This is a genomic window from Pseudodesulfovibrio pelocollis (genome assembly GCF_030282845.1).
In the GTDB taxonomy this organism is placed as follows: Bacteria; Desulfobacterota; Desulfovibrionia; order Desulfovibrionales; family Desulfovibrionaceae; genus Pseudodesulfovibrio; species Pseudodesulfovibrio pelocollis.
Map to the genome: position 1 here is coordinate 1 of NZ_JASTWE010000059.1, position 13,723 is coordinate 13,723.

The window sequence follows — 13,723 nt, forward strand, 5'->3', positions numbered from 1 at the left end:
TGGCACTTCACCCCGGAATCTCTCACCCCAACCCCAATCCCGCGCCCCTAACCCGCCACCCGTTCGATGAGGGCGCCGACGCCGGAGAGTTTGGCTTCGATGTTTTCGTAGCCCCGGTCGAGGTGGTAGATGCGTTCGATGGTGGTGGTGCCCTGGGCGGCGAGTCCGGCCAGGACCAGGGAGGCGCTGGCGCGCAGGTCCGAGGCCATGACCGGCGCGCCGGTGAGTTTGCCCACGCCGTGGACCATGGCGGTGCGGCCCTTGAGCCGGACGTCGGCGCCCAGGCGCACGAGTTCGAGCACGTGCATGAAGCGGTTTTCGAAGATTTTCTCCTCGATGGTCCCGGTGCCCTGGCCAAAGCACATCAAGGCCATGAGCTGGGCCTGCATGTCAGTGGGAAATCCGGGATGGGGCAGCGTGGTCACGTCCACGTTCCTGAGCAGGCCATTGGCCCGGCGCACCAGCACGTGGCCGTCCTCCTCCTGGAGCCAGACGCCCATTTCGCGCAGCTTGTAGCTCACGGCGTCCAGTTCCTGAAAGGGGCAGCCGACGATCTTCAGTTCGCCGCCGGTGATGGCTGCGGCCACCATGTAGGTGCCCGCCTCGATGCGGTCGGGCATGACCCGGTAGTCGCAGCCCGAGAGGGAGGGGACGCCGTCGATGGTCAGGATACTGGTGCCCTGCCCGGTGATCTTCGCGCCGCAGGCGTTGAGGAAGTTGGCCAGGTCCACCACCTCGGGCTCGCGCGCGGCGTTTTCCATGGTGGTACGCCCCTGGGCGAGGCTGGCGGCCATGAGCAGGTTCTCGGTGCCGCCCACGGTGGGGAAGTCGAGGGTGATGTGCGCGCCCTTGAGGCCGTCCTTGCAGGTTCCTATGATGTATCCCTCGGTGATCTCGAAGGAGGCCCCCATGCGCTCCAGGCCGCGCAGGTGCAAGTCCACCGGGCGCGCGCCGATGGCGCAGCCGCCGGGCAGGGCCACCCGGGCCTCGCCCAGCCGGGCCAGCAGCGGCCCCAGGCAGAGCACCGAGGCGCGCATGGTCTTGACCAGATCATAGGGCGCTTCGGGCTTGAGACCCACGCAATGGCTGGTGGCCTCGTTGCCCTCAAAGGTAGTCTCGCAGCCCAGGATGTTCAGGAGCTTGAGGGAGGTGCGGATGTCCGCGAGCCTTGGGACATTGGTCAGGTTCACCCGCCCCTCGGCCAGCAGGCAGGCCATGAGGATGGGCAGGGCCGCGTTCTTGGAGCCGCTGACCCGGATGGCCCCCTGGAGCGGAACGCCGCCTTTGATGACAAGTTTATCCATGGAATACCCTTTTAGTGATTGTTTTGCTTGACCGGACGTGAAACCTTGGCTAAGAAATGCCCCTCACGCGGTGGGTGTAGCTCAGTTGGTAGAGCACTTGGTTGTGGCCCAAGTGGCCGTGGGTTCAAGTCCCATCACTCACCCCACGAGACATCAATTGGACGGAGCTTCGGTTCCGTCCTTTTTTGTTGCCTCGCGTCCCTGGGCCGAGGCGCGCTCCAGCATGTCGATGAGGATACGGGCACCTTCTGGCACTGCGCCGGTTTCGTAGAGCACATGCTCGGGGCTGCCGTCTGCCGTGCGGTGATAGGCCGCGTTGAGACTCGTCCGGTTGGACAGGCCGCCGGTGCTCACGCCGATGCCCGCATAGAGCCCCTCTGTCTGGCCCACGAAGATGACGTCGCCGGTCTCCACGAACTCGGGCGTGCGGTTGCCCTCGAAGTCGGCGTCGAGAAAGGTGATGGCCGCCCGGCCCTGGAGCAGCGCGCCGGTTTCGAGGACATAGCGCACATCCTCGTCGCGCATGTAGAGGATGATGCCCGAGACCCGGGTGACGCCCGCCTGCATGCCCAGCCCGCCCGTGCCCTTGGTCAGGAAGGCAGGGCCGGTCCAGCCGCTGTCGGTCTGGGCCAGCATCAGGCCGTTGCCCCCGCCAAGGGAGAAGAGGAAGCTGACGCTGCCCATGCCGGGCACGATCATGGCCCCCCGGGCCTGGCTGATGAGTCGGCGCAGCTCCTGGCCGCGCTCGCCGTCCAGCCCGGCTTGCAGGATGTGCTCGGCCGAGTCCACCAGCCCCTGGGCCGTGGCCTCGGCGTTGGTGGAGTTGGAGCCGCCCCCCGCCCCCCGACCAGCGCAGGCGGCGAGCGCAACCGACAGGAGCAGGACACAGACGCCGCGAATCATGATTTTTGGTGCCATGAGCATGGCGTAAGTTGCCTCCGATGCGGTGTCAAGAGCGTTTGCGGAAATGGCGGACATCGCCCACGCGCACGGTAAGCTTTTCCTTGTCAAAGTATTCGAGCACCGGGATCAGGTACTTGCGCGACAGGCCGGTCAGATCCTTGAAGTCCGGGGCCGACATCTCGGCGCGCGTCTCGAAGAACCCGACGATGGCGTCCCTGATCCCATTCAGGGCCGGGCCATGGTAGTACATGTCGTCCTTGACCCGCACCAGCTCCCCCTGATCCTGAAGCAGCTTGAGCACGGGCGCTGCCTGTCTGGCGGTCAGGCCCAGCGGTTCGAGCACGTCCTTGAGGTTGGGCGGCGTGACCCCGCCCTGGCCATAGGCCGCCATCAGGGCCGCGCGCACCGCCTCCTGGTCCGAGGCCAGGGACACGCTGTGATCCTTGAGCCTGAGCATTTCCTGCTCGGCCGCCACGTCGCCCTTCTTGAGCAGCCGCTCGACAATGAAATGGAAGAGCTTGGGCGGCACTCCCCTGCCCCACGACGACGCCAGCTCGCCGCGCTGCACGCCCGGCTTCATGGAGTCCTTGCGGTGGAACGCGGCCAGCCAGGCCAGCAGGCTGTCCGACAGGTCCTGGACCAGTTGCCCGCCCGCGTACTGTCTCGCCTCGCGGTCGAAGAGTGTGGCTTTTTGCTGGCCCCCGAGCACGCCCAGGGTCTTTTCCAGTGCCTTGGATTCAAGGTTGGTCATGGTCAAAAGCTCGCTCCAGGAGAGCCCCTGCGGCCCGGCCAGTTCCAGCTGGGCCGCGGCCACCACCTCGGGCGATTCGTGGGCCAGGGCGGCCAGGGCCTCCACCAGCGGGGAGAAGCGCTTGACCTTGTGGCCGCGCGGGCCGATGACCCGGCCACCCGCAAAGGCGCGAAGCGGCGAGAATGAGCGCAGCACCACCCGGTCACCGTAGACCCCGGCCAGGGGCTCGGTGAACCGCACCTGACACACGGCCGTTTCGCCCGGCTTGAGTTCGTCACGGTCGAGCAGGTATATCCGCGCCAGCACCTCGCGCGCGCCGTGGTGAAAATGGACTTCCTTGCGATGCTTGAGGGGTCGGCGCGAGGATTCGAGCACGCTCAACTCGATGTCCCAGACCTCGGCCGGAACGAGGGTGTCGGGCCGGGCCAGCACATCGCCGCGCCGGATGTCGTCCACCTCCAGGCCGTGCAGGTTGACGGCGGTCCTGCGCCCTGCCCGGGCTGTCTGCACGGTGACGCCGTGCGATTGCAGGCCGCGCACTTTGGATTTGGTGTCTCCGGGATAGAGCCGGACCTCCTCGCCCACGCTCAGGGAGCCGGAGATCATGGTACCGGTCACCACCGTGCCGTGCCCCTTCATGGTGAAGACGCGGTCCACGGGTAGCCGGAAGAGGTCGGACCGCCGCCTGGGCGTGAAATCGGCCATCAGGGCGCGCAGGGTGTCCTTGAGCTCGTCCAGCCCCTGGCCGGTGTGGCTCGACACGGCCACCACGGGCGCGCCGCCAAGGAAGGATGGCTCAAGCCAAGCTGCCACCTCGTCCTTGACCATCTCCAGCCATTCCTCGTCCACCATGTCTGCCTTGGTCAGGGCCACCAGCCCGTCGCTCACGCCAAGGAGCTGGCATATTTCGAGATGCTCACGAGTCTGGGGCATGATGCCCTCGTCCGCCGCGATGACCAGCATGACGAAGTCCACGCCCGTGGCCCCGGCCACCATGTTCTTGACGAATTTTTCGTGACCCGGCACGTCCACGATGCCCAGCCGGGACTCGTCGTCCTGCCCCGCACCTGACTCTGCTCCGCCACCGCCCGGCCCGAGATCAAGAAAGGCGAACCCCAGTTCGATGGTGATGCCGCGCTTCTTCTCTTCGGAGAGGCGGTCGCAGTCGATGCCCGTGAGGGCCTTGATGAGCGTGGTCTTGCCGTGGTCGATGTGCCCGGCGGTTCCCATGATGACAGGCATGCGGTCCTTCCCCTCTTTCGTGCGCCCGATGTTTCTGGTATCTGCAAAGCACGATAGACAAAAACGGCGAAGCCCTCAACAACGCGGATACTTCATCGGATTCGACACCCGCCAATAGAGACACCCGGAGGAAACCATGCCCATGACCTTTGCAGGCCCGGCCTTGCTGGTGGCCGACATCGCCGCCTCGCGAGCCTTTTACCAAGACGTCCTTGGACAGGCGGTGCTGGCCGACCACGGCCCGCACGTGGCCTTTGCCAGCGGCTTTTCCATCTGGCAGGCGGACCACGCCACCGAGGTGATCTACGAGGGCGCGCGCACCCCCCCGACCACGCTGGGCCAGGGCAACCTCGAAATGTACTTTGAGAGCGAGACCCTGGACCAGGACTTCGCCCGCGTCAATGCACGCTGGCAGAAGATCATCCACCCGGTGCAGGCCGCGCCGTGGGGCCAGCGCGGCTTCCGGCTGCACGACCCGGACGGCCACGTGGTCGAGGTGGCCGAGCCGCTGCCCGTGCTGGTGCGCCGTCTGCTGGCCGAGGGGCTGACCATCGACGAGATCAGTGCGCGCACTTTCATCCCGGTTGAAGCCGTGGCCGCCATGGCCGAGCCAGACAAGACAGCACGGGACAAGACAGCCTGAAATACGCCCGGCGTTGACGCCATGCGCCTTGCGGGGTATTCTACAGAATCGGACAACCATTTCTTCGGACAGGAGAAGCACGCCCAATGAAGCATGTGATCAGACTCTCCCTGATTCTCGCCATGGCAGCCATGGTAGCCGTGGTCGCCGCGCTGTCTCCGCTGCCTGCAAAGGCGCAGGCTGGCCCTGACACGGCCATGAGCCAACCCATAGGCCAAGTGGTCGCCCTGAGCGGTTCGGTCAGCGCCGCCCGGCCGGACGGCCAAAGCCGCCTGCTGGACCTCGACAACCCGGTCTTTGCCCACGATGTCCTGACCACGGGCCTGAAAAGCACGGTGGAGGTCCGGTTCAACGACCAGACCATCCTGGCCCAGGGGCAGCAATCGACCATCGCCCTCGACGACTATGTCTTTTCCGACGATCCCTCGGCCTCCAGGCTGCTCTTCAAGATGGGGATGGGTACCTTCCGCGTGCTCAGCGGCGAGATCGTCAAACAGAACCCGGACGGATTCGCTCTTGAGACCCCACTGACCACCATCGGCATCCGGGGCACCGAGCCCTTTGCCGTGGTCACCCAGACGCAGGAGACCATCGGCGTGCTCTCCATCGCGCCGGGCCATGTGGTCAGCGTCACCTCGCCCACGGCCTCCGTGACCATGGACCGGCCCGGGCTCTCCACTTCGGTGGGGACCGACGGCTCCATGAGTCAGCCCGCGCCCACCAGCCCCGAGGTCCAGCGCAACGTCATCAACGCCGCGCCCATGACCACCCAGGGCGAGCCGGGCGCGGTGGGCCAATCGGGCGATCTCGACCGCAGGGTCCAGGCCTTTCGCGAGCAGGTGAACCGCACCAAGTCGTCTCTGGGCGGCGTGGGCGGCAGGCCGGACTACGGCCGCCTGCGCCAACTCAGCCTGCAACAGAGCGCCCAGCGCAGCGCTGAGAGCGACCGCTCCGGGGCTTCATCGCAGGCCATGGGCGGCGGCGACAGCGGTGGCGACAGCGGCGGACATGGCCAGCACTAACCGGCCACGCCAGCATTTAAGACACATTCGCACCAGACAAGGACATACACCATGGTTCGCCAACGCATGAAAAACACGCTGCTCCCCGCCCTGCTCGCCCTGGCCCTGACGGGCTGCGTGGTCGCCAGCCAGATCACCGAGCGCCAGGGCACCCGCGCCTATCTGCAAAAGGACTACGCCACGGCCCTGGCCAAATACACCGAGGCGGCCGAGGCCGGAAACGCCATGGCCCAGTACCATCTGGCCGTCATGTACGCCGAGGGCGAGGGCGTGGACACGGACCTTGAGCGCGCCGCCAGCCTCCTGCAACAGGCGTCTGACCAGAACCTCGACGAGGCCACCCTGATGCTCGGCCTGTTCCACATCTACGGCGACGGCGTGCCCGCCGACCCGGCCAAGGGCGCCGCCCTCATCACCCGCGCCGCCGACCGTGGCAACGACGTGGCCATGTACTACCTCGGCAACCTCTACGCCGCAGGCCTCGGCGTGGACCGCGACATCCCCCAGGCCCTGGCCTGGATGCGCAAGGCCAAACGCGCCGGATTCCCGGTGGAAGACGTTATGCTCACCGAGGAAGGACTGGCAGCGGCCTACGGGGAGTGAGGGGGGTGGGAGAAAGTACGACTCTTAACACTTGTCACAACTGGAAAAGTTGACATTTTTACAGAATTACGGATATAGTTAAAATTTTTTAGTTGACTTTTCCTCAGTCTGATGCAATAGTTTCTCATGGTTCATGGATGAACTATTTGCTCTTTACATAATAATTGCCTCATTCTTAAGAAGAAATAGAGCAACTGTGTGCCACTGGCGCATTCTCCTATGGAGAAGTGCGTCCAGTGGCTTTTTTTTAACCATATAACCAAGTGCGTCCAGTGGCTTTTGTAACCGTATAACCAGGAGTATTTTATGAAAAAACTCAATTCATCGGCAGAGGCGACCAGCATTGTCCACAGCTTGGATATCTCACATGAAGGTGTAAAATCGACAGGATGCCCAGCGATAATCCTTGCGATAGGATTAGCATTATGTTGCATCATGGCCTTCTCCATCAAACCCCAAACTGCATAGGTGAAATTAGGGCCACGACTAATTGTTGTCGTGGCCCTAATTCAATCACAACTACTCAACTCAACTTGCCACAAATATATAAAGAAACGATTGCAACGAAGCAATCGGACCATTCCCGACGGCCCGCCGCTACTGCTTCAGAAATTCCCGGAAGGCCAACGTGCAGGCGTAGATGTCCGCCTTGGCGGAGAGTTCGAAGGGGGAGTGCATGGAGAGCACGGGCACGCCCACGTCGATGACGTCCATGCCGTAGACGGCCAGGAACTTGGCCACGGTGCCGCCGCCGCCCACGTCCACCTTGCCCAGTTCGGACATGTGCCAGGGGATGCCCGCGTCGTCGAGAATGCGCCTGAGCCAACCGATGAAGTCCGGGTGGGCGTCGTTGGCCCCCACCTTGCCGCGATGGCCGGTGAACTTGTTGAAGCAGGGGCCGTGGCCCAACCGGGCCGCATTGAGCGGCTCGTAGACGTCCTTGTGGTCCGGGTCCAGGGCGGCGGACACGTCGGCGGACAGGGCCGAGCCGCCCGAAAGCACGCTCGACAGCCGCGCGCCCGGCTCCCACGCCTCCACCAGCTCCTCCATGCAGTTCTCGAAAAAGCGCGAGTTGGCCCCGGTGGCCCCCTCGGAGCCGATCTCCTCCTTGTCCCAGAAGAGCACGATCTGCGCATACTCCGGGTCAGGCTCGGCCAGCATCGCCTCCAGGGCGCAGAAGACGCTGGACCGGTCGTCCTGGCCGTAGCCGCCGATGATGGAGGCGTCGAGCCCCACGAAGCGGGCCGGACCGGCAGGCACGGCCTGCATCTCGGCGCTGAAGAAATCGGCCTCGTCGATGCCGTAGCGGGCGTTGAGCAATTCCAGCACTTTGCGCTTGGCCGGCTCCTTGATCGCCTCGTCGTCTTTGCCCGCCTTGGCCGCAGGTGACTGGCCCATGATCAGGTTCAGCTTCTCGGCGTCAAAGGCGTCAGCCACCTTCTTCTCCATCTCCTTGTAGGCCAGATGCGGCAGCAGGTCGGTGATGGTGAAGACCGGGTCGGCCGGGTCCTCGCCGATGCACACGGTGACCACCTCGCCGCTCTTCCTGACCACCGTGCCGTGCAGGGCCAGGGGGATGGTCAGCCACTGGTACTTGCGGATGCCGCCGTAGTAGTGGGTCTTGGCCAGGCAGATGTCCGTGTCCTCGTAGAGGGGGCGCTGCTTGAGGTCCAGGCGCGGGCAGTCGCCGTGGGCGCCAACCAGCCGGAATCCCTGACTCAAGGAACGCCTGCCCTTGCGCGCCAGAAAGCAGGTTTTGTTGCGGTTGAAGCGATACGCCAGCGGGGCCGCCAGATCATCCACGAAACCGGCCGCATCGACCTTGGCCCTGACAAAGTCCATGACCAGCCGCTCGGTCTTGCAGCGGCTCAGGAACTCCACATACCTGTCGGCCATGGCGTCCATGGCCTTGATGTCCTTCTTGGAGGAATAGACCTCCCAGGCGGATTTCGGCTCGTATTCGAGTTTCGCGCTCTTCTTGCTCATGATTTGTCCTTGATCGTGTCCACGGCCTGACGCAGTGCGCCAGCCGCCAGTTTGAGTTCGCTTGAGGCCAGGGTGCGCGGGTCGAGCAGGAACGTATCGTCCTCAATGCGCGCCACCAGGGGCGGATCGGTATTGAGCAGCGCCTCGCGCAGGGATTCCGCCGAAATGCCCGCCACGTCCACCGAGACCAGGGTTCCCGGCAGATCGTATTCCGGGAACGCGCCGCCGCCCACCCGGGAAAAGCCCTTGCGCATGGCTACCCCGGCCGTGTCGCCCAGCTCGGCCCGCACGGCGTCGGCCAGTCGGCGCGCCTTGCTGCGTAGCGAGTCCTGCGACGCGGTGATCATGCGCAGGGTCGGCACCTCGCGCCGGGCCGTGTCCATGTCGAGGTAGAGGCGCAGGGTGGCCTCCAGCGCGGCCAGGGTCATCTTGTCGATGCGCACGGCCCGGTTGAGGGGGTTGCGCTTGATGCGCTCCACATATTCCTTGCGCCCCACGATGATGCCCGCCTGGGGGCCTCCCAGCACCTTGTCGCCGGAAAAGGAGACCACGTCCGCGCCCTGGGCCACCACCTGCTGCACCGTGGGCTCGCCCGGCAGGCCGTGACCGGCCAGATCGCAGAGGGTGCCGCTGCCCAGGTCCTCGATGACCGGCAGGCCGTATCTGTCGCCAAGGGCGCGCATCTCCGGCAGGCTCACTTCCTTGGTGAAGCCGACCATGCGGAAATTCGAGGTATGCACGCGCATCAGCGCTGCGGTCTCGTCGCCGATGGCTCGCTCGTAATCTTGGATATGGGTGCGGTTGGTGGCCCCCACCTCGCGCAGGATCGCTCCGGACTTGGCCATCACGTCCGGGATGCGGAAGGAGCCGCCGATCTCGACCAATTGCCCGCGCGAGACGATCACCTCGCGCCCCCGGGCCAGGGTTTCGAGCATGATCAGCACGGCGGCCGCGTTGTTGTTGACCACCAGGGCGGCCTCGGCCCCGGTGATGTCGCACAGGATTTTTTCCACATGGCTGTAGCGGCTGCCCCGTTTGCCCGTGGTCAGGTCGAACTCGCAGTTGGAATAATGGGCGCACGCCTCGGCCACGGCCTCCATGGCCGCCCGGGCCAGCACTGAGCGGCCGAGGTTGGTATGGATGACCACGCCCGTGGCGTTGAGCACCCGGCGGAAATGGGGCCGTGAGCGGGCGCGCACAAAGGCGGTCAGGCGCGGCATGAGCGCGGGCAGGGCCAGGGCGGCCGCGTCCACGATGACGCCCGAGCGGATTTCCTCGCGGCAGATGTCGAGAAAGTCGTTGATCTGCTCCTTGACCAGCGGGCGCGGCAGGGCGGCGATATCCGGGTCCGCATCCAGACCCGCCAGCACCTGGGCCACGGACGGCAGGTGGCGAAATAATGTGCTCATGCTTCTCCCGCTGCTATTTGGTCAGAAATTCCGGGTGCATCCTATAAAACTCGCCGAGCAAATACAAGGAGCCGCAGATGAGCACCGGCCCCTGCGCCTCGCTCCGGGCGGCAAAGGCTTCCGACAGGGCATCGGCCAGGGTCGCTGCGGGCCGCGCCGCGCCGCCCATTTCCGAGGCGATGCGCGCCGCATCTCCGGCCCGCTCGTTGTCCATGCCGGGCACCAGCACCGGCCCATCGGTCAGCGCCCGCACCAGCGGCAGCATGGCAGACACGTCCTTGTCCGCCAGACAGGCGAAGATCACGGACGCGGGCCTGATCCCATCAGCCTTCAGCGCTTCGCCCAGAGCGGCCAGGGCGTGGCTGTTGTGCGCGCCGTCAAGAATGACCGTGCGGCCGCCAAGGCTGACCCGCTGCAACCGTCCGGGAACAAAGGCGGACTCAAGCCCGAAGCCCTCGGCGTCGGCCTCGCTGCGGATATCGGCCATGGCCGCGAAGACACGCCACCCGGCCAGGGCGAGGCGAGCGTTGTCGCGCTGGTGCGGGCCGGATAATCCGAGCCGCAGACCATCCACCGGGTCGGCCACATCCGAGGCCGGGATCAGCCGCGCACCCACGGCCTCGGCCCGATTGGCAAGCTCGATCATGGCCTCGGCCCGCTGCGGTCCGGTCACGGCCACCGAGCCGGGATGGATGGCCCCGGCCTTGTCCCGGGCAATGTCCACCAGGGTTGGCCCGAGGATTTTCTCGTGGTCCATGTCGATGGGAGTGAACAGGGTCAGACGCGGCGAAAAGACCGTGGTGGCGTCGAATCGACCGCCCAGCCCGGCCTCCATCACCGCCATGTCCACGTTCCGCTTCTCAAAGGCGAGCATGGCAAGGCAGGTCTGAAATTCGAAATAGGTCAGCGCCTCGCCGCCCGGGGTGGTCAGCACCTCATTGGCCAGCGCCACCCACTCGTCGCGCCCGAGCAGCGCCCGGTTGACCTGCACCCGCTCGCGCGGCGACACGAAATGGGGCGAGGTGAAAAGCCCGGCCTTGGTGCCGTGGGTCCGGGCGATGGAGCAGAGAAAGGTCGAGGTCGAGCCCTTGCCATTGGTGCCGACCACATGGACCACCGGAATGCCGGGCATGCCGCGCGCCGCCCAGAAGGCCTCCATGCGCCCGAGGCCCAAATCCATATGGAACAGGCCAAGCCTGTCCATGTATCCTTGCAGTGCGTCGTAATCCTTGAGCGGTTCCACGCCGTCCCTTGTAGCAGGAACCCCCCGGCCAGGGAAGCCCCGCCCACCGCCTGCCACTTCGGCACGAAACCCTTGACCTCACGCCGCGCGTTCCAGTATCACACCCCTCAACGCGCCAGTAGCTCAGTTGGATAGAGCATCGGCCTTCTAAGCCGACGGCCGGGGGTTCGAATCCTCCCTGGCGCGCCAGAAGAAAGACAAATGATTCAGGCATGTTGCTTGAATCATTTTTCATTTTCTGCGCACAAAACACGGCCCGAGATTGCTTTTTTGCATAAATTTGCTCCACTCAGAACTTATCCGTTAATAATTCCTGGTTTTCTCAAGTTGGGTGTCAGCTTGCACCAGGGTTCCGACCCATGCTGCGTCACTGATAAGCGGTGCAGTTTCTCATGTGGCCTCTTCCCATGCGGGTCGCGGTGTCGCTTGGCGTCGCGTCAGGGCCGGTCTGCGGACAGCTTGATCACCGCCACGGTCAGGTCGTCCTCCTGATTGGCCGTGGACTGGAACTCCCCAAGGGCATCCACGAGGGCGCGAATGATCGACGCCGACGACTCGCCGTGATGGGCGCGGACCACCTTCTTCAAGCGCTCCTTGCCGAACATTTCCCCGTCCGGCGACTGCATCTCCCAGATGCCGTCGGTACCGATGATGATGACCTGACCCGAGGGCATGTCAGACCGCTCATTCATAGTGAAGACGGCGTCCGGCGTCACGCCCAGGGGGAGACCCTCGCCGGAAAGCTCGTCAAAGCGGTCTTCGGACGGGTCGTAGACCAGGGCGGGGTCATGCCCGGCGCGCACCCAGCGGATGGTGTGGCCCTGTTCTATCTCCAGAAGAAACAGGGTCATGAAGCGGCCGGATTGGTCCACGTCCTCGAAAACGCGCCGGTTGGTCCGGGCCACGACCTCGTCCAGCCGGGCGCCGGACCCGGCGTGGCAGCGCAGATACGCCCGGGCCGAGGCCATGAGCAGCGCGGCCGGGATACCGTGCCCGCTGACATCGCCCACGGCGACCACGCAGCTCTCTCCGGTGGGTGTCTCGCGCTGGATGAAACCGTAGTAGTCGCCACCCGTTTCATCGCAGTAGCGGCTGATGGCCGCCATGTCCGCGCCGGGAAAATCCGGGGCTGAATCCGGCAGCAGGCTCTGCTGGACCTGCTGGGCCACCTCAAGGGAACTTTTCAGCCGCACCCGCTCGGCCAGGGCGGGCACCATCCGGTTGAAGGCCGCGCCCAGCTGGCCGATCTCGTCGCGGCCGCGCACGTCGGCCCGGGCCGTGAAATCGCCCTTGGCCACACGGCCTGAGGCGGTGACCAGCGCGGCGATGTTGCGGGTCAGCACCTTGGACAGCAAAATGGCGATGCCCGCCACCATAAGGGCCACGACAAGACCGATGACCCCCATCCTGGCGGTGTGGTCGCCGATCCGGGTCAGGATGAAGTCCCTGGCGGCCAGCGCCTCCATGATCACATCCGCCTTGGGCACGACGATCATCAGGGCCGTGGCACCATGATCAATGGGCGCATACGCCCACAACGCGTCTTGTCCCTCAAAGGGCATCTCCGAGACTCCCGGCGTGGCGTCGAGCAGCGAGGCGGTCATCCGCCCATATTCCCCGGTGTCCGGCGAGGTCAGCCAGACGGTCTGTTCCGGGGCGATCCAGTGGTCGTGCATGGCCTTTCCCTGTGCCTCCCGGGCGATTATCCGCAGCGTAGCCTCATCGTTTCCGGGCTCGACTTCAGACTGCACGAGCATGGCCACGCCCTCCTCGGAGTACATGTCCACATGGTGCCCCTTGTGCAGCAAGGAGCCGACCGGAACCACGATGGACACCTCGCCCTGCGCCGCGCCGACTTCATCGCGCACCGGAACCGTGACGCGGAAGACGAGGCGACGGGTCCACTCGTCAGGATACGGGGAGGACCATGTCGGCTCGTGAACCAACCCGGCAGCGCCGGATTCCGGTCTTCGCATGGACGCCCCGGATGCGGGGCCGGGGTAGACAATCCTCGCGCCGTCCCGGAGCCGGATCTCGATCCAGAGGGCCAGCTCGGGATAATCGAACTTGAGTTCCCTCAACAGCGGGAGGATCTGGCCGAGCATGGACTCGGGGAGCACCTGCGCCTGGCGACCCTCGCCATCCCAGGCGGACAAGGCGTTGAAATCGACATCAAGCCCCTGGCGGCCGTGCCTGTGCGCGACATAATACTCCTGCAGCAATTCCCGCGTCAGGACAGGCGAGGGCGCAACGGCCGGAGCGGTCATGATGTGGGAGTGGCCGTAAAGCACCCCCTCGATCTTGGAGGCGAGAAACGAGGTGCCGGACTCCAGCAATTGCTTCTCTCGGTGCAGGATGCGGGCATGGTCCTCGACTATGCGCAGCAGCCCCATGCTGGCCTTGTTCACCAGGGTGTCAGAGATGCGAAGCGCCAGCCTGTCGCCCAGCCGGACCAGATCGCCCCGCACACCGGTTCCGACCACAAGCAATGGAGTGATGGCGATAAAAAGCAACAGTATCAGCAGCTTGTAGCGAACTCCCATGAAACCTCCCGACGTAATTCCACCTGACCGTCCCCCTGCCCGCCCCGGAAGGAGAAAGGAGGGGGACTCGTTAG

11 protein-coding genes and 2 tRNA genes are annotated in these 13,723 nt (G+C 65.1%); 5 read left to right on the forward strand and 8 right to left on the reverse strand.

What is annotated here, in order from left to right:
* Positions 1-47 precede the first annotated feature (47 nt).
* Positions 48-1,304 (reverse strand): UDP-N-acetylglucosamine 1-carboxyvinyltransferase, encoded by a 1,257-nt coding sequence (gene murA, locus QQS14_RS15115; protein WP_285907850.1) that lies wholly within the window; start codon positions 1,302-1,304, stop codon positions 48-50.
* 70 nt (positions 1,305-1,374) lie between these two features.
* Here murA and QQS14_RS15120 point away from each other — a divergent pair.
* Positions 1,375-1,450, forward strand: a tRNA-His gene (locus tag QQS14_RS15120).
* Between the two features lie 7 nt (positions 1,451-1,457).
* On the opposite strand, the gene QQS14_RS15125 is transcribed toward QQS14_RS15120, so the two are convergent.
* Positions 1,458-2,228, reverse strand: a complete 771-nt coding sequence (locus QQS14_RS15125; RefSeq protein ID WP_285907851.1) for a lipid-binding SYLF domain-containing protein — start codon at positions 2,226-2,228, stop codon at positions 1,458-1,460.
* 25 nt (positions 2,229-2,253) lie between these two features.
* Positions 2,254-4,200, reverse strand: coding sequence for a selenocysteine-specific translation elongation factor (gene selB / locus QQS14_RS15130; RefSeq protein WP_285907852.1), 1,947 nt, complete (start codon positions 4,198-4,200; stop codon positions 2,254-2,256).
* Between the two features lie 136 nt (positions 4,201-4,336).
* Between selB and QQS14_RS15135 the strand changes: the two genes are divergently transcribed.
* From QQS14_RS15135 to QQS14_RS15145, 3 genes are all read left to right on the forward strand, one after another.
* Positions 4,337-4,843 carry a VOC family protein gene (locus QQS14_RS15135; protein ID WP_285907853.1) on the forward strand — a complete coding sequence of 169 codons (507 nt, stop codon included), beginning with the start codon at positions 4,337-4,339 and terminating at the stop codon, positions 4,841-4,843.
* Between the two features lie 86 nt (positions 4,844-4,929).
* Entirely contained in the window at positions 4,930-5,865 is a 936-nt protein-coding gene (locus QQS14_RS15140; RefSeq protein ID WP_285907854.1) for a FecR family protein, read from the forward strand.
* Between the two features lie 51 nt (positions 5,866-5,916).
* Positions 5,917-6,468 carry a tetratricopeptide repeat protein gene (locus QQS14_RS15145; RefSeq protein ID WP_285907855.1) on the forward strand — a complete coding sequence of 184 codons (552 nt, stop codon included), beginning with the start codon at positions 5,917-5,919 and terminating at the stop codon, positions 6,466-6,468.
* Positions 6,469-6,599: 131 nt separating this feature from the next.
* Here the strand turns inward: QQS14_RS15145 and QQS14_RS15150 are convergent, their stop codons facing one another.
* From QQS14_RS15150 to QQS14_RS15165, 4 genes are all read right to left on the reverse strand, one after another.
* Positions 6,600-6,905, reverse strand: a complete 306-nt coding sequence (locus QQS14_RS15150) for a hypothetical protein (RefSeq protein ID WP_285907856.1) — start codon at positions 6,903-6,905, stop codon at positions 6,600-6,602.
* A gap of 160 nt (positions 6,906-7,065) precedes the next feature.
* On the reverse strand, positions 7,066-8,454 hold the full coding sequence (locus tag QQS14_RS15155) for an aminopeptidase (protein WP_285907857.1): 1,389 nt from the start codon (positions 8,452-8,454) through the stop codon (positions 7,066-7,068).
* Positions 8,451-9,863, reverse strand: coding sequence for an L-seryl-tRNA(Sec) selenium transferase (gene selA / locus QQS14_RS15160; protein ID WP_285907858.1), 1,413 nt, complete (start codon positions 9,861-9,863; stop codon positions 8,451-8,453). The genes QQS14_RS15155 and selA overlap by 4 nt, the downstream gene beginning before the upstream one ends.
* Before the next feature lie 13 nt (positions 9,864-9,876).
* The gene (locus QQS14_RS15165; RefSeq protein ID WP_285907859.1) at positions 9,877-11,106 is read right to left on the reverse strand and encodes a bifunctional folylpolyglutamate synthase/dihydrofolate synthase; all 1,230 of its coding nucleotides are present in this window, start codon (positions 11,104-11,106) and stop codon (positions 9,877-9,879) included.
* Positions 11,107-11,218: 112 nt separating this feature from the next.
* On the opposite strand from QQS14_RS15165, the gene QQS14_RS15170 reads away from it, so the two are divergent.
* A tRNA-Arg gene (locus tag QQS14_RS15170) sits at positions 11,219-11,295 on the forward strand.
* Between the two features lie 248 nt (positions 11,296-11,543).
* On the opposite strand, the gene QQS14_RS15175 is transcribed toward QQS14_RS15170, so the two are convergent.
* A complete protein-coding gene (locus QQS14_RS15175) occupies positions 11,544-13,649 on the reverse strand; it encodes a PP2C family protein-serine/threonine phosphatase (protein WP_285907860.1) in 2,106 nt (701 codons plus the stop codon).
* Between the last annotated feature and the right edge of the window lie 74 nt (positions 13,650-13,723).